At 70.3% G+C, this 16,842-nt stretch carries 20 protein-coding genes and 1 pseudogene; 12 read left to right on the top strand and 9 right to left on the bottom strand.

The annotated features are described in order from the left end of the window. Window positions 1-206 precede the first annotated feature (206 nt). From ACFXJ8_RS18620 to ACFXJ8_RS18610, 3 genes are all read left to right on the top strand, one after another. Complete coding sequence (locus ACFXJ8_RS18620; RefSeq protein WP_379645137.1) at window positions 207-758, top strand: RNA polymerase sigma factor; 552 nt, start codon at window positions 207-209, stop codon at window positions 756-758. Continuing rightward, window positions 755-1,378 carry a hypothetical protein gene (locus ACFXJ8_RS18615; protein ID WP_379645136.1) on the top strand — a complete coding sequence of 208 codons (624 nt, stop codon included), beginning with the start codon at window positions 755-757 and terminating at the stop codon, window positions 1,376-1,378. The genes ACFXJ8_RS18620 and ACFXJ8_RS18615 overlap by 4 nt, the downstream gene beginning before the upstream one ends. Window positions 1,379-1,519: 141 nt before the next feature. Further along, complete coding sequence (locus ACFXJ8_RS18610) at window positions 1,520-3,004, top strand: multicopper oxidase family protein (RefSeq protein WP_379645135.1); 1,485 nt, start codon at window positions 1,520-1,522, stop codon at window positions 3,002-3,004. A gap of 31 nt (window positions 3,005-3,035) precedes the next feature. Here the strand turns inward: ACFXJ8_RS18610 and ACFXJ8_RS18605 are convergent, their stop codons facing one another. The 3 genes from ACFXJ8_RS18605 to wrbA all read right to left on the bottom strand — a co-directional run bounded on the left by ACFXJ8_RS18605 (window position 3,036) and on the right by wrbA (window position 6,443). After that, window positions 3,036-4,127, bottom strand: coding sequence for a serine hydrolase domain-containing protein (locus ACFXJ8_RS18605; protein ID WP_379645134.1), 1,092 nt, complete (start codon window positions 4,125-4,127; stop codon window positions 3,036-3,038). A 244-nt stretch (window positions 4,128-4,371) separates the two neighbouring features. Beyond that, entirely contained in the window at window positions 4,372-5,796 is a 1,425-nt protein-coding gene (locus ACFXJ8_RS18600; protein ID WP_379645133.1) for an MFS transporter, read from the bottom strand. A gap of 8 nt (window positions 5,797-5,804) precedes the next feature. Beyond that, window positions 5,805-6,443, bottom strand: coding sequence for an NAD(P)H:quinone oxidoreductase (gene wrbA, locus ACFXJ8_RS18595; protein ID WP_379645132.1), 639 nt, complete (start codon window positions 6,441-6,443; stop codon window positions 5,805-5,807). A 77-nt stretch (window positions 6,444-6,520) separates the two neighbouring features. Here wrbA and ACFXJ8_RS18590 point away from each other — a divergent pair, with 77 nt between their 5' ends. Beyond that, window positions 6,521-6,970: a MarR family winged helix-turn-helix transcriptional regulator gene (locus tag ACFXJ8_RS18590; protein ID WP_379645131.1), complete on the top strand. Its 450-nt coding sequence runs from the start codon at window positions 6,521-6,523 to the stop codon at window positions 6,968-6,970. Window positions 6,971-7,162: 192 nt separating this feature from the next. Here ACFXJ8_RS18590 and ACFXJ8_RS18585 read toward each other — a convergent pair whose 3' ends face one another. The 3 genes from ACFXJ8_RS18585 to ACFXJ8_RS18575 all read right to left on the bottom strand — a co-directional run bounded on the left by ACFXJ8_RS18585 (window position 7,163) and on the right by ACFXJ8_RS18575 (window position 8,329). Continuing rightward, complete coding sequence (locus ACFXJ8_RS18585) at window positions 7,163-7,306, bottom strand: hypothetical protein (protein ID WP_379645130.1); 144 nt, start codon at window positions 7,304-7,306, stop codon at window positions 7,163-7,165. Between the two features lie 61 nt (window positions 7,307-7,367). Next, window positions 7,368-7,745: a hypothetical protein gene (locus ACFXJ8_RS18580; RefSeq protein ID WP_379645129.1), complete on the bottom strand. Its 378-nt coding sequence runs from the start codon at window positions 7,743-7,745 to the stop codon at window positions 7,368-7,370. Further along, on the bottom strand, window positions 7,742-8,329 hold the full coding sequence (locus ACFXJ8_RS18575; RefSeq protein ID WP_379645128.1) for a TetR/AcrR family transcriptional regulator: 588 nt from the start codon (window positions 8,327-8,329) through the stop codon (window positions 7,742-7,744). Before ACFXJ8_RS18575 ends, ACFXJ8_RS18580 begins: the two co-directional genes overlap by 4 nt. Here ACFXJ8_RS18575 and ACFXJ8_RS18570 point away from each other — a divergent pair. The 3 genes from ACFXJ8_RS18570 to ACFXJ8_RS18560 all read left to right on the top strand — a co-directional run bounded on the left by ACFXJ8_RS18570 (window position 8,279) and on the right by ACFXJ8_RS18560 (window position 9,823). After that, window positions 8,279-8,956, top strand: coding sequence for a hypothetical protein (locus ACFXJ8_RS18570; RefSeq protein ID WP_379645127.1), 678 nt, complete (start codon window positions 8,279-8,281; stop codon window positions 8,954-8,956). The two genes, ACFXJ8_RS18575 and ACFXJ8_RS18570, sit on opposite strands and share 51 nt — an antisense overlap. 456 nt (window positions 8,957-9,412) lie before the next feature. Next, a complete protein-coding gene (locus tag ACFXJ8_RS18565) occupies window positions 9,413-9,616 on the top strand; it encodes a hypothetical protein (protein WP_379645126.1) in 204 nt (67 codons plus the stop codon). A 30-nt stretch (window positions 9,617-9,646) separates the two neighbouring features. After that, window positions 9,647-9,823, top strand: a complete 177-nt coding sequence (locus ACFXJ8_RS18560) for a hypothetical protein (protein WP_379645125.1) — start codon at window positions 9,647-9,649, stop codon at window positions 9,821-9,823. On the opposite strand, the gene ACFXJ8_RS18555 is transcribed toward ACFXJ8_RS18560, so the two are convergent. Continuing rightward, window positions 9,820-10,794, bottom strand: coding sequence for a helix-turn-helix transcriptional regulator (locus tag ACFXJ8_RS18555; RefSeq protein WP_379645124.1), 975 nt, complete (start codon window positions 10,792-10,794; stop codon window positions 9,820-9,822). The two genes, ACFXJ8_RS18560 and ACFXJ8_RS18555, sit on opposite strands and share 4 nt — an antisense overlap. A 62-nt stretch (window positions 10,795-10,856) precedes the next feature. On the opposite strand from ACFXJ8_RS18555, the gene ACFXJ8_RS18550 reads away from it, so the two are divergent. The 5 genes and pseudogenes from ACFXJ8_RS18550 to ACFXJ8_RS18530 all read left to right on the top strand — a co-directional run. Then, a complete protein-coding gene (locus ACFXJ8_RS18550; RefSeq protein WP_379645123.1) occupies window positions 10,857-11,432 on the top strand; it encodes a DinB family protein in 576 nt (191 codons plus the stop codon). A gap of 17 nt (window positions 11,433-11,449) precedes the next feature. After that, window positions 11,450-12,544 carry a winged helix DNA-binding domain-containing protein gene (locus ACFXJ8_RS18545; protein WP_379645122.1) on the top strand — a complete coding sequence of 365 codons (1,095 nt, stop codon included), beginning with the start codon at window positions 11,450-11,452 and terminating at the stop codon, window positions 12,542-12,544. A gap of 281 nt (window positions 12,545-12,825) precedes the next feature. Next, a complete protein-coding gene (locus tag ACFXJ8_RS18540; protein ID WP_379645121.1) occupies window positions 12,826-13,713 on the top strand; it encodes a glycosyltransferase family 2 protein in 888 nt (295 codons plus the stop codon). A gap of 40 nt (window positions 13,714-13,753) precedes the next feature. Then, window positions 13,754-14,017: a transposase gene (locus ACFXJ8_RS18535; RefSeq protein WP_379645146.1), complete on the top strand. Its 264-nt coding sequence runs from the start codon at window positions 13,754-13,756 to the stop codon at window positions 14,015-14,017. Further along, a pseudogene (locus tag ACFXJ8_RS18530) lies at window positions 13,914-14,492 on the top strand (IS5 family transposase); the annotation flags it as partial. The gene ACFXJ8_RS18535 and the pseudogene ACFXJ8_RS18530, both read left to right, overlap by 104 nt. A 274-nt stretch (window positions 14,493-14,766) precedes the next feature. Here ACFXJ8_RS18530 and ACFXJ8_RS18525 read toward each other — a convergent pair. Then, window positions 14,767-15,963 carry an amidohydrolase family protein gene (locus ACFXJ8_RS18525; RefSeq protein WP_379645120.1) on the bottom strand — a complete coding sequence of 399 codons (1,197 nt, stop codon included), beginning with the start codon at window positions 15,961-15,963 and terminating at the stop codon, window positions 14,767-14,769. Between the two features lie 67 nt (window positions 15,964-16,030). Continuing rightward, window positions 16,031-16,831, bottom strand: a complete 801-nt coding sequence (locus ACFXJ8_RS18520; RefSeq protein ID WP_379645119.1) for a tyrosine-protein phosphatase — start codon at window positions 16,829-16,831, stop codon at window positions 16,031-16,033. Window positions 16,832-16,842 lie beyond the last annotated feature (11 nt).

The following is a 16,842-nucleotide window of genomic DNA, read 5'->3' as shown; positions in this document are numbered from 1 at the left end:
CCGCCCACTGAGCGGCGGTCAAATCACCACGACCCACCCGAAGATCATCCCAGAAGTAGATCACTCACGTGATCCACTTCTGAAACACGCCCTAGTCTCGCGGCTCCATTGACTGAGCAGCGCGATGGTGTAGAAACCTGCGGCTTGTAACCCTTTACGGCGATCTGACCAAGCAGGGGTGTAGATCGACGAAGGGAGCATGGCCGGTGCGTCGCAAACAGGCGGAGATCGCCACAGATCCCGTGGCTTTCGAGGCCTTCTACCGGCGGCACGTCGATGCGGTCACCCGTTTCCTCGCCCGCCGCGTCGACGACCCGCACACGGTCGCCGACCTGGTGGCCGAGGTGTTCATGGGGGTTCTCGACTCAGCCCACACCTACCGGCCGGGGCTGGGCAGCGAGATCGCGTGGCTGTACGGCGTGGCGCGCAACACGCTCTCGGCGGAGCGGCGGCGACTGTTCAAGCAGACGCGGCTGGCCGACCGGGTGAGCGGGCGCAGGCCGTTGGACACCGACGACGTCGCCAGACTCGAAGAGCGGATCGACGCCGAGGGACCGGCCAGGCGCGCCTTCGCCGCGATGGCCGCGCTGCCCGAGGGCGAGCGTGCCGTACTCGAACTGGTCGTCATCGACCAACTGACGGTCACGGAGGCGGCGGTCGCGCTCGGCATCCGTCCGGGGACCGCCAAGGTACGGCTGCACCGCGCGCGCCGGACGCTGCAGGGGTCGCCCTTCGTCATGGAAGGAACACCGGGATGAGCTTCGAGGAGCACCTGCTGATGGAACTGAAAGCCGAGATCGTCGCACGCGGTCAACGACGTCGTCGTGCCGGTCGCCGCCTTGCCGCGGGGGCGGTGGTGGCCGGTCTCGCGGCGGCGGCGGCGATCGCCGTACCGTTGCTGACGGGGTCGGAGCCGCGGGCGTACGCGGTGACCAGGAACGCCGACGGCACGATCAGGGTCGAGGTCAACGAGTTCAGGGACGCGGACAAGCTGGAGCGGGACCTGAAGGGCATGGGGGTCGCCGCCGAGGTCGACTACGTCAAGCCCGGCAAGAAGTGCAAGGGGGAGCGGGGCGAGATCGTCGGCGGTGACAAGTCGCTCACGTTCGAGGAGTGGCAGAAGTCCGTCTCCTACAAGGCCGCGCATCCGCGCGGGGCCGGGGTGGACATCGACCCGGCCTACGTCGCCAAGGGCAACACCCTGGTGATGGAGTTCACCGAGAACGAGGACCAGACCTCGGGGCCGGAGAAGCCGCGGGCGCTGTGGCAGTTCAAGGGAATCGTCGTCAAGGGCGAGCCCAAGCCGTGCCACGTCGTCGACGACCCGAGCTGGAACGACCTCGGCGGGCCCGAGGGCCAGCCTCCGGCCGGAAGCTGAGGTGATCCCGGGGGCAGGCCGGTGCACCGGCCTGCCCCCGGTTCCTGCGTGGCGAGCATGAGCGCATCATGAACAACTCATTGACCGGCCGTTGGGGGTCATTCCCCGGCATAACGCCAGGTCGGCCGCAGAGTGGTGGTCATGGTTTCGCGCAGATCAGTGCTCATGTACGGATTCGCCGGGATGCCGGTGATCGCCGCGGGGTGGAGGGCCCCGGACGCCTGCCGTACCGACGAACGGACGGCGTTCACCAACAAGCTGGCCATCCCGCCGCTCGCCCGATCCCACCATGACAGGCACGGCCGCCGCGTCTTCGACCTGCGCGCGGCTCCTGGCAGCATGCGGTTCAGGCCGGGGGCGCCGACCGAGACCTGGGGGTTCAACGGTCCCTACCTCGGGCCGACGCTGCGCGCCAGGCGGGATGAGACCGTTCTGGTCAACGTGCGCAACGACCTGCCCGAGGAGACGACCGTGCACTGGCACGGCATGCACGTGCCGGCCGCGATGGACGGCGGCCCCCACCAGCCCATCCCCCCGGGGACGACGTGGTCGCCGACCTGGACGATCAAACAGCCCGCCGCCACGCTCTGGTACCACCCGCACCCGCACGGCAGGACCGCCCGCCACGTCCACCACGGGCTGGCCGGGATGTTCATCGTCGACGAGATCGAGGCGCTCGCGCTGCCGCGCCACTACGGCGTGGACGACATCCCCGTCATCGTCCAGGACAAGCGGCTCAACCCCGACAACCAGCTCAACGAGGAGATCCCCACGATCGGCGGGATGGGGGTGCTGGGCGACCTGATCATCGTCAACGGCACGGTCGCGCCGTACGTCGACGTGCGTTCCACGAGGGTACGGCTGCGCCTGCTCAACGCCTCCAACTCGCGCTTCTACAACTTCGGGATGGCCGACGACAGGTCGTTCGCGCTCATCGCGACGGACGGCGGGCTGCTGGCCGCGCCGCTCGACACGCACCGGGTTCAGCTGTCGCCGGGAGAGCGGGCCGAGATCGTGGTGGCCGTCCGCCCCGGCGAACGGGTCACGCTTCGCAGCTACCGTTCCGACCTGGGGATCAACATCGGGGACCAGCGCTTCGCCGGTGGCGGCGACATCCTCGACATCCTCGAACTACGTGCCGCCTCCGAGCTGTTCCCCTCGCCGCCGCTGCCCGGCACGCTCGGCGAACGTCCCGTCCTCGACGTGTCCGCCCCCGCGGCGACACGCACGTTCGAGCTGGCCGACTTCAAGATCAACGGCCTGCTCATGGACATGGGGCGGATCGACGTCGGGGTCAGGAGGGGCACCACCGAGATCTGGGAGGTCGCCAACCTCGACACGATCCCGCACAACTTCCACGTGCACGACGTCCAGTTCCTGATCCTGTCGATGGACGGCGGCCCGCCGCGGCCCGAACTGGGCGGATGGAAGGACACCTTCTACGTGAAGCCGGGGACGAGGGCTCGGATCGCGATGCGGTTCGCCGACTACGCCGATCCCGACATGCCGTACATGTATCACTGCCACATCCTGTGGCACGAGGACCAGGGGATGATGGGGCAGTTCGTCGTCCTCGGCCCCGGGCAAAGACCGGGCACCCTGCCGATGTCGCACGCCCACGGCTGACAGCCCGCTTCGCGGGTGGCGGGGGCGCCTGCTAGCAGAACGCGCTGTCGAACGCCGCGACCAGGTGAGCGTTCTTGGCAGGAGTGTCGGCCGCCCCCGTGACGTAGACCGTGGCCGCCCGCCCGGCGGCGTCCCGCCCGCTGAGCACGCTCACCCCGGGCAGCCCCCCGTCGTGCATCCAGACCGTTCGGCCGCAGCTCGTGGTCACCCTCGCGACCCCCAGCCCGTAGTGTCCGTACGGCGCGTCCGCGGGAACCGCCCCTGCGGTCATCGTCTTCAACGTCGAGGCGGGCAGCCGCTGCCAGAAGACGTTGAGGTCCGCGGGGGTCGACACCAGGCCGCCCGCGGCCCCGAAAGCATGCCCAGGCAGCTCGGTGATGTCGGCGACGCCGCCCTTGGGGTCGGCGGGGCTCACGCCGTAGTTGCGGGCATGCCTGCCCCGGATCGTCAGCTCACCCTCGGCCGGCCAGTAGGTCCGCTTCATGCCGTACGGCCGGAGGATGCGCGACTCGACGACCTTCCTGAAGTCGTCGCCCAGGAGCATCCCCGCGACGAGATAGTTGGTGTTCGAGTAGGACCACCGCTCGCCGGGCTCCCCGAGCGGCTCCTTGGCGAGGGCGAGCTTGAGCTGCTCCTCCGGGGTGCCCGGCCGCGTCCAGTCGATCGCATCGAGGTACTCGGGCAGGCCGCTGGTGTGCTGCAGCAGCTGCCGTACGGTCACCGCCCGCCCGCCGAGCACGCCAGGCAGGTAGGTCTCCACCTTCTCGTCGAGGTCGAGCCTGCCCCGCGCCACCTGGTCGAGCACCGCCGCGGCGACCACCGGCTTGGTCATGCTGGCCGCGCGCATCCTGGCCTCGCCCCCGACCATCGGCCTGCCCGTCCCCCGCGCCGCCGTACCCGAGGTGTACGTCCGCGATCTCCCCCTTGCGTCCCGCACCTGCAGTACGGCGCCCGCGAAGCCGTCCGCCCTGGTCAGCCTGTCGAGGTTCTCCTGGACGGAGGGCTTGGCGGTGACGGTCGTGGCGGCCGTGGCCGCGGCGGCGGGCAGCGCGACCGCGCCCGCGATGACGACGGCCGCGGTGGCGGCGGCGAGCAGCCTGGTGACGAGGGAGGTGTTCTTCATGCGAAGAACTCTCTCGTGATCAACGGCTCGGCACAGTCATGCGTCCACCCCTCGCGAAGTAGGGCCAGCCTCACCCCTCTGACATGGTCGGCTCCCTTGGACCGGGGACCGCTCGGCGCCGGACCGTATCGCCGCGGTGGTTCGATTCGGAGGGCGAGCGCCTCTCTCTCAGGTCGAGAGCCGGCCTCCAGCACCGCGGTGTCCTGCAACTGGCACTGGGCGCGGCCATCGTGTGGGGGCCTGGTCAGCCGTGCCGGTGCCGCGGCAGCAGCGAGCTGACCACCGCGATGGCCACGCCGATCCCGGCCGCCATGAGGAAGACCAGGTCGTAGCCGGCGGCGAGAGCGGCCGGGGAACTCCCGCCGGCCTTCGTCGCGGCTCTGGCGCCGGCGGCCGTCGCGAGCACCGCCAGGCCTACCGAGCTGCCTACCTGGCTGGCGGTTTGGGCCAGGCCGCCGATGGTCCCCGCGTCGCCCTCGGGAACGTCGGCGGTCGCCGCGGCCATCAGGGTGGGGAAGGTCAGCCCGATGCCGACCGCGACGAGCAGCGTAGGCCCGAGCACGCTGGTGACGTAGCCGCTGTCGGCGTGGGCCTGGGCGAGCCAGCCGAACCCGGCCACGAAACAGCCGCTGCCCGCCAGCAGCAAAGGGCGCACACCGGTTCGCGGGAGCAGGGCGGCGGCCCATCGCGCGATCGCCATGAACATCACCGCCGCGGGCGTCTGCCCGAGCCCGGCTTGGAGCGCGCTGTAGCCGAGGACGTTCTGCAGGAAGAGCGACGTGAAGTACCACATGGCGATGGCGATCGCGCCGAACAGCAGCAGCAGGCCGCTGCCGACGGCAACCCCTCGGATTCTGAACAGCCGCAGGGGCACCATCGGCTGGGCGGCGATACGCGCCTCCACCACGGTGAAGACGACGAGCAGCAGCAGGCCCGCCACCACCGGCCCGATGACCAGCCCGGACGACCAGCCATGATCGGCGGTCTGCATGACCCCGTAGATCAGCGCGGCCAGCCCCGCCGTCCCCGTGACCGCACCGGTGAGGTCGAGCGATTCCCGTCGGCCGGTTCGCGTGGCGGCCAGCGACATCATGGCCATGACGATCAGCACCGCGCCGATCGGCACGTTGATGAGGAAGACCCACCGCCACGACAGGCCGGTGGTGATGGCACCACCCGCGACCGCGCCGGCCAGCCCGCCCACACCGCCCGAGGCAGACCATGCGCCGAAAGCCTTGGCGCGCGCGTTCGGCTCGGTGAAGGAGGTGTTGATCACGGCCAGCGTCGCCGGGGCCATCATGGCGGCTCCGATGCCCTGCGCCACGCGGGCCGCCACCAGGACCTCCGGAGCGGTCGCCAGGCCGCCGGCCAGACTCGAGACGGAGAACACCAACAGCCCGGCGACCAGCATCCGGCGAGGGCCGAACAGGTCGGCGGCGCGGCCACCCAGCAGCATGAAGCCGCCGAAGGTCAGCAGGTAGCCGTTCACCACCCAGGCCAGGCCGGTGGACGTGAAGGCGAGGTCCCCGCGGATCGAGGGCAGGGCGACGTTGACGATGGACGAGTCCAGGATCACCATGAACTGGCAGGCGCACACCAGAGCCAGGACCATCCAGGCGGGGCCGGCGTGCGGCCTGGCGCGCTGAGCTGCAGTACTCGTGCTCGTCATGACCTTCCTCACGCTCCGGCCAGGGCACCGGTGACGCGGCTGCCCTCCAGCAGCTGGCTCGTGATCTGGGCCAACCGCCGTCCCTGGTAGTCGGCCGCTTCCAGCGTCGCGGTGTCGGGGCCGTCCGCGGTCTGCATGCTGGTCACCGACGACGTGCCGTAGGGGTTGCCGCCGGCGGCGTACACGACCGGATCGGTGAATCCGGGCGGGACGATCAGCGCCCCCCAGTGGTAGAACACGTTGCCCAGCGACAAGATCGTGGCCTCGCTGCCGCCGTGCCGGTTGTACGCCGAGGTGAAGGCCGTCACCGGCTTGTTCGCCAGCTTGCCTTCCTGCCACAGCCCGCCGGCCTGGTCGATGAACTGCTTGAGCTGCGCGGCCGGCGCGCCGAACCGGGTCGGCGTGCCGAACGCGAACGCGTCGGCCCACGCCAGGTCATCAACCGAGGCCTCGGCGATCGACGTGGTGGCGTCGGCGTGCAGCCGCCACTGCGGGTTCTGGTCGATCGCGCTGCCGGGTGCCAGCTCGGCGACCCGCCGCAGCCGTACCTCGGCTCCGGCCGAGGCGGCGCCCTCGGCGACGGCCTGCGCGAGTGCGTGCACATTGCCTGTCGCGCTGTAGTAGATGACTGCGACCTTCACGGTCATGACGGCTCCCTCGATGTCGCGTAGAATTAGTTATGCGGATAATGTTATGCGCATAACTAATCTGTCAAGGAGAGCCCGTGGACTTCGAGTACGCCGACGCCCTCAACCAGGCCATCCGCCTCCTGAGCCTGCGCCACCGGGCCAGGGCGGCAGCGCTGCTGGACCCGCTCGGCCTGTATCCCGGACAGGAGGCGCTCCTGCTCGAGCTCGACCGGACCGGCCCGATGATCCAGGCCCAGCTCAGCGAGGCACTCGGCTGCGAGCCGCCCAGCGTCACGCTCATGACCCGCAAGCTCGAAGCCACCGGCCACATCCGCCGCAAACCCGCCCCCTCCGACCGGCGCGCCAGCATCGTCGAACTCACCGACAGCGGCAGAGCTCTGGCCGACCAGGTCAAGCAGCTATGGGTCGCTCTGGCGGAGGAGACCGTGACCGGCCTGTCCGCCGAAACGGTGGCGGAGCTACCGGGCATCCTCAACACCTTGACCGGCAACGTGGACACCAGGCGCCGACGGCACAGTCTTTGATGCCAAGGCCGGCAAGGTTCGCGCGCCGGCGAACCCGTAGTGGCACGCCGGCTGTTGCGCGACAAGAAATTGACAGTGGTTCCCCGTCAAGAAATTGTCAGTTGATCTTTGTCTGGCCTCGGCGGCGTCGGGCGGCGCGGATTTCGGCGTCGGCGGACGGCCTCGATGGTTCGCCCATCTCCTTGACCGATGTCATGAGGGCAGCACGAATGGGTTGAGTGCTCGCAGGCACTGTTCGGGCGAGGGCAGGGTGAACAGTCCGTCGTGCCGCGGCGTGGTGCAGGAGGCCTGCTGGCCGACCAGACGTCTTCGGACGGCTTCCCGCGCGGTGCGCACCGCGCGCACCGTGATCTCGAATGTCGCACTGGTACTGCGGGCGCGGGTGCTTACCCTGGGGTTACGTCGACCCGATCCATGTGAGGACGGCGACCGGCAGCAGGAGCAGCCACTGAGGCAGACGCAGGAGCCGCTGCGTGCCATCGAACGTCAACGTGATGACCAGGAACACCGCGGCATAAGCGGCGAAGTGGACGGCGAGCAGTTGTCCGGCCAGGTGGGCGCCTTGCGGCTGGGCCAGCGCCAGATAGACGAGGGTGGCCGCGGCGAGGATCAGGTTGACGCTGACCAGGTGCCAGACCGCGTGCAGAGTCCGTTTGGGTACCTGGGCGAGTCCGGAGGCCAGCAGGGGCCGGACCGGGTCGGCGTGGCCGGCCACGAGGTGGACGAGAGCCACGCCGGCGGCGGTGATGCCGGCGGCGAGGAGCGGGCCGTTCATCGGTGGCCGATCCCCGCGGTGACGATCTCCGCCAGTTGGGCGGCCAGCTCAGTCGTCAACGGTTCGCCCATCAGGCCCACGTGGAAGAACACGGCGCCGGCCAGCGTGTCGAGGACCAGATCGACCTGCACGGTGCCGGCGATCTCGCCGCGCGAGGCGGCGCGATCGAAGACTTCGGCCATCCGGGCTCTGGCCGGAGCCAGGAAGGTCGAGCGTAGCCGTGAACGGAGCGCTGGATCGGCGGCGAAGTCAGCCAGCAGGCCGGGCAGTGTCGCCATGGCTGCGGGCGTGGCGAACTCATCCAGCAGGGCGCGGGTGAGCTGGGTAAGGTCGCCGAGCAGCGTGCCAGTGTCGGGGATGGGGCCGGTGTCAACCGTGCTGTAGAGCGCTTCGTAGATCAGTTCGGCTTTGCCGGGCCATCGGCGGTAGATCGCGTCCTTGCCCACCCCGGCGCGGGTGGCGATGGCGCTGATCGAGGTGCCGGCGTATCCCTGATCCATGATCAGATCTTCGGCGGCTCGCAGAATGGCTTCGTGTGTGCGCTGGTCACGCGGGCGGCCCAGCGGGGATCGCGACGTTGTCACCCATTTACCTTACGGGACGACCTGTTTTATATCAAGCCCACTGGTGCGCTCGCCTACGCCTCCTACCCGCTGACCATCGGCCAGCTCGCCCGTGCGCTCGACTGGCCGGGGCCGCGCACCCATCAGGCGCTGCAAACCCTGAATCACAACCCCGCCATCGCCGGCCCGATGGCTCTACGCCGCGTCCCGCCCGGCAGCTACACCCTGACCCCCAGGCTCGATCACCTCAGCCGACAACAGCACACCCAGATCACCACCCTCAGGCCACGCTTCAGCATGTTCGCCCGCAGCCAGGCCGCAGCCCTCCACACCGTCATCAGCCACGACCACCAGCACGACCACGCCGCCCATCCCCTCCGCGACGCCGCCATCGAACGGCTGCGCGAGGCCGGACTCATCCACGGCGACTTCGACCGAGGCGAACCTCTGCACGCCAGCGACGACGTCCTGTACAGCCTCCGCAAGATCGGTCCGCGCCGCACACCGCGCTGGGACCACGCTGAGCAACAGCGACAACGCCGCCCAGCGACCTCGACCGAAGATTTCGGATGGGCGCCGCCCGGCGGGTCAGCAGGAACAGACGGCTCCGACGGGGAATCGACCTCACCCCGTACGACTGACTATTGAGCGCGGCGAAGATGTCAGTTGGTGCGCAGACTTAATGTCAGCGATCCGGCGGAGTGGCGGCGCAGATCCTCAAAGAGAGCGAAAGCAGGGACGGCCTGACCACGATTTCTGACGAGATCGACAGAGGGGAGGGTCAGCTCGGCCCCGGATGATGCTCCGATGCCGATCGAACCGATCTCATGGATTGCACGTCTCAACGATGTGAAGCGCCTGTACGTACTCGGCACCGCTCTGGCCGCGATCGCGATAGCTCGGCAGCCGTACTGATCGCGCACTCGGCAAGCGGGGCACCGCCCGTGGCGGCATCGTACCCACAGCGTTGGGGTGGCCACGCACCAGGCGGTTGGGTGCCCGCCGTCGCAGACCTCGACGGCGCTGAGGAAGTGCTCGTTCCCGGCGAGCCGGTCGCGGCAATGATCTGTGCCTACCCAGGAGACAACGCACTCGGAGGATGTCTTGTCGCAAAGCAGGATCGACGCCGTCGTCAGATGGGTCCTGGTGGTTCTGGGGCTCGTCACTACGCTGCCCGCCTTCGCGCTCTTCGCTCCAGGCCCGGCTCTGGCGACCTACAGCCTGGCCCCGCCGGACGACCCGATGCTCCTGGCCCTGCTCCAGCACCGCGGTGTCCTGCAACTGGCACTGGGCGCGGCCATCGTGTAGGCGGCGGTCAACCCGGCGATCCTCATCCCGATGGCCCTGACCGCCATCACTACAAAGACGACCTTCCTCGTCCTCATCGCCACCCTGCCAGGGTCGCGCCTCGGAGACGTGAGCAGCGTCGCGTTCGACGCGGTAGCCGTTCTCCTGCTGGCAGCCGCGGCCGCGCGGCATCGTCAGATGCACTGCAAGACGGAGGCTCTTGTTTAAGTGAGCCCGCCGTCGGCCGCCGCGGCGGCGGCGTAGCGGCGGGCCAGGTGTGCGAAGGCGGTCTTGAGCTCGGGCGGCCCGACGACCTCGATGCCGGCGTCGAACCTGCCGATGGTGGCGGCCAGCCCGACCCATGACCATGAACCCAGGACGAGCCGGCAGCGGTCCGGGCCGATCTCCTCGACGATCCCGTCGCGGATGTAGTGGGACACGGCGGCGGCGGGGAGGTCAAGGATCACCTCGCCGCGGCACGGCCAGTCGCCGGAGCCGTCCGAACCCTGGAACCTGCTGGTCACGAAGGCGGCCACGTCCCCTCCCGGCAGTTCGCGCGGGGTGAAGCGGGGCCCGGAGGGGGTGCGCGGGGTGATCCGGTCGGCGCGGAAGATGCGCCAGTCGTCGCGGTCGAGATCCCAGGCGACGAGGTACCAGCGCCCGCCCCAGGTGACGAGGTGATGGGGCTGCACCCGTCGCGGCGGCCCGTCGCCGTCCACCCCGGGTGAGCCGTAGTCGAAGCGCAGCACCTCGCGGGCATGTACGGCGGCGCCGAGCGTCATGAGCACGCCGCTGTCGGCCTGGGGGGCCGGCCGCTCGACGGCGGTGACCTGGAAGGTGTCGATACGGCGGCGCAGCCGGGCCGGCATGACCTGGCGGACGGTGTTCAGCGCCCGCGCCGCGGCCTCCTCGATGCCCGCACCGCTGGTGGTGGCGATCTGGAGCGCGACGGCCAGGGCGACCGCCTGCTCGTCGTCGAACAGCAGCGGCGGCAGCTCCGTGCCGGCGTCGAGCCGGTACCCGCCGTCGGGCCCCTTGGTGGCCAGGATGGGATAGCCCAGCTCGCGCAGGCGGTCGACGTCGCGGCGCACCGTGCGCGGGCTGACGTCCAGCCGCTCGGCCAGCAGCGCCCCCGGCCAGTCCCGGCGCGCCTGGAGCAGAGAGAGCAGCGCCAGCAGCCGCGCTGAGGTTTTCAGCATGACAGACATATTGCCTGGAGAAGCGGACACAACCTGGCCGCTACCCCTGCGACTGTTGTCCCATGCCGGACAACCACAGCTCCACGAAGGCGCCCGCCGAGCGGGCCGACCTGCTCGCCCAGCTCGCCGCCGCGCGATCGGCCCTGACCAAGACCACGCGCGGGCTCGGCGACGAGCAGGCCGGGCAGCGCCCGACGGTCAGCGCACTGTGCCTGGGCGGCCTCATCAAGCACGTGGCCGCCACCGAGGAGGACTGGATGAGCTTCGTGGTCGAGGGCCCGTCGGCGATGCGTTACGACCTGCCCGAGGGCGTCACCTGGGCCGACCTCGCGGCCGGCACCGCACGCGAGGTCCCGCGGTGGGCGATCGACCACCAGAACGACTTCCTGATGCTGCCCGGCGAGACGCTGGTCGGGATACTCGAACGCTACGAGCAGGTCGCCGCCCGCACCGAGGAGATCATCGCCGCCGTCCCCGACCTGTCGGCGACGCACCCGTTGCCGGAGGCGCCCTGGAACGAGCCCGGTGCGGTGCGCAGCGTACGCCGGGTGCTGATGCACGTCATCGCCGAGACCGCCCAGCACGCCGGGCACGCGGACATTCTGCGCGAGACGCTCGACGGTCAGAAGTCGAGCTGAAGGGGAGTGGTGAGCCGGTGACCGTGCTCGACACCCGGGCGCTCAACCGCGCGACGCTGGCCCGGCAGCTGCTGCTCGACCGCGCCGACATGCCGGTGCTCGACACCGTCGCGCACCTCGGCGGGCTGCAGGCGCAGGAGCCGCAGGAGCCGTTCGCCGGGCTCTGGTCGCGGCTGCGGGCGTTCGACCCGGCGGTGCTCTCGGGGCTGCTGACCGGGCGGCGGGTGGTGCGTACTCATCTCATGCGCCGCACCGTCCACCTCCTCACCGCCGAGGACACCCTCGCCTGGCGGGCCCGCCACGACGCCATGCTGCGCCAGCGGGTGATCGGGGTCTACCGGCGCGAGCTCGACGGCGTGGATCTCGACGAGTTGGCGGCGGCGGGCCGGGCGGTGATGGCCGACGGCGAGCCCCGCTCGATGTCCGAGCTCGCGCGGGCGCTCGCGCACCGCTGGCCGGAGCCTGGACCGCGGGCGCTGGGGGAGATGCTGGTCGCCGCCCTCATCCCGATGGCGCAGCTGCCGCCGCGCGGGTTGTGGCGTACGAGGGCGGGCGTGCGCAACGTGCCGCTGTCCTCCTGGCTGGGCCGCGACATCGACCCGCCGGCCCCGGACGGCGCCGACCCGGTCGGCCAGGCGCTGGTACGCCGCTACCTGGCGGCGTTCGGTCCCGCGGCCTCGGCGGACCTGCGTGCCTGGTGCGGCCTGGCGGGACTGCCGGCCGCCGTGTCCGCGATGCGGGAGGAGCTCGTCACCTTCCGCGACGAGCGCGGCCGCGAGCTGCTGGACCTTCCCGGCGCGCCGCGACCCGACCCCGACACGCCCGCCCCGGTACGGTTCCTGCCGGCGTTCGACAACGCGATCCTCGGCTACCACGACCGCAGCCGCGTCATCGACGACGCCCACCGCGGCCTGTCGGTCGCCGGCGCCCGCGTGGTGCTGGTGGACGGCCGGGTCGCCGCCACCTGGACCGCCGAGGCGGGCACCGTGATCGTCACCCCGCTGCGCCGCCTCGCCCCGGCGGACCGCGCCGCCGTCGCCGATGAGGGGCGGGAGCTGGCGGCGTTCCTCTCCGACGGCGAGAGCCACTGCGTACGGGTCGCCCAGCCCTGAATGCCCGCGATCAAACGGATCTCACCGACCTGTCCCCGACCGCTCTAGGTAAAGCCGCCTTCGCCCGCGGCCATTCCACGCCGTAATGGCCGCCCGCCTGCGGGCTGAGAGATCGAAGCTCGTAGGCGGGCACCACGCGGGTGCTCCATCTCCGGGACGTCGGGCTGGTGCGGCGCTAGGGTGGCCGGGTCAAGACCACGAGAACAACGGATGACGGCCACGTCGCTCGTCCCCCAGCATGGCACCGCTCCGACATGCCGAGCGCTACACGCCCGGGAGACATGATGCCCGACCCGAAGACCACCATCGACGTGGTGGTCCTGACCATGAACGATCGGCCCGACGCGTTCCCGCTGGCGATGGCCTCCCTTCTCGCCCAGCAGGACGTCGATCTGCGAGTGGTCATCGTCGGCAACGGGGTTGAGCCGGACCATGTGCCCGCCGGCGTGCGCACGGTGACCTTGCCTGTCAACGAAGGCATCCCGCAGGGCCGCAACGTCGGCGCGGACGCACTGGCCGGTGACGACGAAGGCGAGTTCATCTTCTTCTTCGACAACGACGCGGTCCTCCCCACCCGCGACACACTCACCCAGCTCGTCGCCGAAGCCCGCCGCCACCATGAAGCCGCCTACATCCAGCCCCGCATCGCCGACCCCGACACCGGCGTGACCATGCGCCGCTGGGTCCCACGGCTACGCGCGGCCGATGCCACCCGGCCCGGCACCATCACGGTCATGGCGGAAGGCGTGGTGCTTGTCCGCCGTGCGGACTACGAGCAGGCGGGAGGCTGGCCGGGCGGCTTCTTCCTCTTCCACGAGGGCGTCGATCTGGCCTGGCGACTGTGGGACCTCGGGCGCACGGGCTGGTACGCGCCCCACATCGTCATCCACCACCCCGCCACCGACCCTGCCAGGCACGCCGGCTTCTACCGGCTCGTCGCCCGCAACCGCGTCTGGCTCGCCTACCGCCGCCTGCCCGCACCCCTGATCCCCATCTACCTGGCGACCTGGACGCTGCTCAGCATCACCAGGATCCGGTCCCTCCCCAACCTCGCCGTCTGGTTCGCCGGTCTGTGGGAAGGGCTGAAGGGCGGGCACGGGCAACGGCAGCCGATGTCCTGGAGGACTGTACTGCGGCTGACTCTTGCGGGCCGCCCCCCGATCGTTTAGGTCGTGTTTCAAAAGGGGTTTTGAACGTTGCGGCGTGGCGATGATCGATAAACGACGAGGCCTCCGGAGGCCTGGTGGACTGCGTAGCGGTGACGAGCGGCATGACCTGACCGACGGGCAATGGGCAGCGCTGGAGCCGCTGTTACCCGTCACCTCGGGCCGCGGTCGTCCGCCGAAATGGAGCAAGCGGCAGTTGATCGATGGGATCCGGTGGCGGATCCGGACCGGCGCGCCGTGGCGGGACGTCCGAGCTGCACGCGCCCTGGTCAACCGTGTATGGCCGGTTTCGCCGCTGGCAGCGTGACGGCACCTGGGCGAAGATCTTGGCCGGGTTGCAAGCACATGCGGACGCCGCGGGGAAGATCGACTGGACGCTGAGGGTGGACTCCACGATCAGCCGCGCCCACCAGTACGCCGCCGGCGCACGCCGGGACGGCCACCTGCAGAAGGAGCCGCCCGGCGGGGTGCCCAACGAACCGGCCGGCCACGCGTTGGGCCGCTCACGCGGTGGGTTGACCATCAAGACGCACCTGGTCTGCGAGCAGGACCGTAAACCCCCGGCCCTGGTGGTGACCGCCGGTCAGCGTGGCGACAGTCCGCAGTTCATCCCGGTGCTGAACAAGATCCGGGTCAGCCGTCTTGGTGGCGGCAGGCCCCGGACCCGCCCCGACCTGGTCCTGGCCGACAAGGCGTACACCAGCAGGTCCAACCGCGGCTATCTGCGCCGGCGAGGAATCATGGCTTGCATCCCGAGCAAGGCTGACCAGGATGCCCACCGCCGCGCCAAGGGTCTAAGGGCGGACGACCTCCAGCCTTCGATCCCGGCCTCTACCGTCAGTGTCACGCTGTGGAGAGCACGTGCGCTGAACCCACTGCTTCTGGGACGTGCGAAGAACCCCACCCACCTCCGGCCCTTCACGTTCACACTCGGAGTCATCGGCCAACGTCTCGGGGGTCCGGGGGCCGGCAGGCGACCGGCAAGGGGCGCTCCCCCTTCAGGCCAGCCCGGAGCCTCCGACGCGCGAAGCGCGCCACAGGCGAAGGCCCTTGCTGTTAGAGCTGTTCCATGCGGAGCCAGGCGCGTGAGGGTAGGGGGTGGCCGAACAGGCGGGCGGCGTTGCCGTACGCGACCCTGGCGATGTCGGCCGGTGGCAGCGTGCCCAGGTTGCGGGCGACGGCCTTCTGGGTGTCGGGCCAGGTCGAGTCGGAGTGGGGGTATCCGCTTTCCAGCAGTACGTGGTCGAGGCCGACCGCCAGCCGTACCCCGGAAAGGGCGTGGTCGTCGAGTGTCCCGAAGAAGAAGTTGCGCCGCAGCACCTCGCTGGGCTTCAGCCCGCCCTCCCACAGCGCCTCGGTGCCGACGGGGTGGTCGAGGGCGTAGTCGGCGCGTTCGGCGAGCATGGGCAGCCAGCCGACGGCGCCTTCGACGATGAGGATGCGCAGGTTGGGGAAGCGCAGCGGGATGCCGGACCACAGCCAGTCGGCGCAGGCGAACATCGCGCTGGCCGGCATGAGTGTGGTGATCGCCTCGATGGGGGTGTCGGGGGAGGGCACGGGTGACCAGGAGGAGGCGCCGGTGTGCAGGCAGACGACGGTGCCGGTCTCCTCGCACGCGGCGAAGAACGGGTCCCAGTGTTGGCTGTGGATCGACGGCAGCCGAAGCCGGGTCGGGAACTCGGGGAAGACGACGGCCTTGAAGCCGCGGGCGGCGTTGGCGCGGATCTCCTTGGCGGCGGTCTCGGGGTCGGGCAGCCAGGGCAGTTGCAGGCCGATGACGCGCTCGGGGTAGGTGCCGGCCCAGACGTCGATGTGCCAGTCGTTCCATGCTTTGACCAGGGCGAGGCCGAGCTCCTGGTCGCGGGTCCTGGCGAACGGCATGCCGGACTGCCCGGCGAGCATGCCGGGGAAGCAGAGCGCGGCCCAGATGCCGGCGACGTCCATGTCCTGGACGCGGGCTTCGATGTCGTAGCAGCCGGGACGCATGTCCTCGAACCTGACGGGGTCGAGCGTCCACTGCTCGCGGGGCAGGCCGGCGCCGACGTCGAGCCCGGCGCACGGGTAGGTGGCGCCGCCGTACCGCCAGACCTGGTGACCCGCCTCGGTTTCGACCACCTTGGGCGCCAAGTCGGCATATTTCGCCGCGACTCGGTCCTCGAACAGGTCGGGAGGCTCGATCAGGTGATCATCTGCCGAGATGATCACGTAGTCGCGCCGCCTCGGCTCGGGGTCGGGAAGGAGCGGCGTAGTCACGCAGGCAACGGTACGACGTGCGCATCACGTCGAACAAGCTGGGCGGTCACCTGTTGGTATCGGGCCCTCACCCGGGATCACTGGGAGGGCCGGTGATCCCGGGCGCGGGCTCACCCGATGAGGGTGCCGTGGGCGAACCCTCCGCGCCCCTACCCAGCAGTACGGCACGCAGTCGCTCGACCGTGGATCGGTCGAGGTCGAGCACGTCGGCGCAGTAGTCCTCGACGGAGCCGTGGCGTGCGGTCAGGTCGCGCAGGAAGAACCACATCGCCTCGGCGGGCGCCTGGCCGAAGCCCGGCCACATCGGGGCGTCGGGATGCCTGGTCTTCCAGTCGGCGACGAAGCGCTCGGTGGCCAGGCCGGTCAGCGCGTAGTCGGCGACGATGTCGTGGTCGGCGACGCCGACCAGGGACAGGATGAGCGCGGTGAGCACGCCGGTGCGGTCCTTGCCCGCCGCGCAGTGCACGACGACGGGGCAGCCGTCGGCGATGGTCTCGACGGCGACCTTGAGCCGGTCGACGCCGTCCTCGGCGACCTCCAGGTAGCGGTCGGCCAGGAACCTGGCGACGCCCTCCGCGGGGTCGTAGGTGCTGGTGTCCCACCGGCGGCCCTCGATGGGCAGGTTGTGGTAGGCCAGGCCGTCCGACTCGGGGACCCGGCCCGAACGCTCGACCTCGAAGGGGTGGCGCAGGTCGATCACTGTTCGTACGGCGAGCGCGTGGAACCTGTCGAGATCGTCACCCGTTAGCCAACCGAGAGAGTCCGCGCGGTAGAGGCGTTTCCACCGAACGACCTGCCCATCCCGGGCGACATATCCGCCAATGTCGCGAAAGTTGTGGAGCCGCAGGAAACCCAGGTGACGCGTCACCCCCTCACCTT

It is taken from the genome of Nonomuraea sp. NPDC059194 (genome assembly GCF_042754765.1).
Lineage (GTDB): Bacteria > Actinomycetota > Actinomycetes > Streptosporangiales > Streptosporangiaceae > Nonomuraea.
This window is presented reverse-complemented; position numbering and strand designations above follow the sequence as displayed.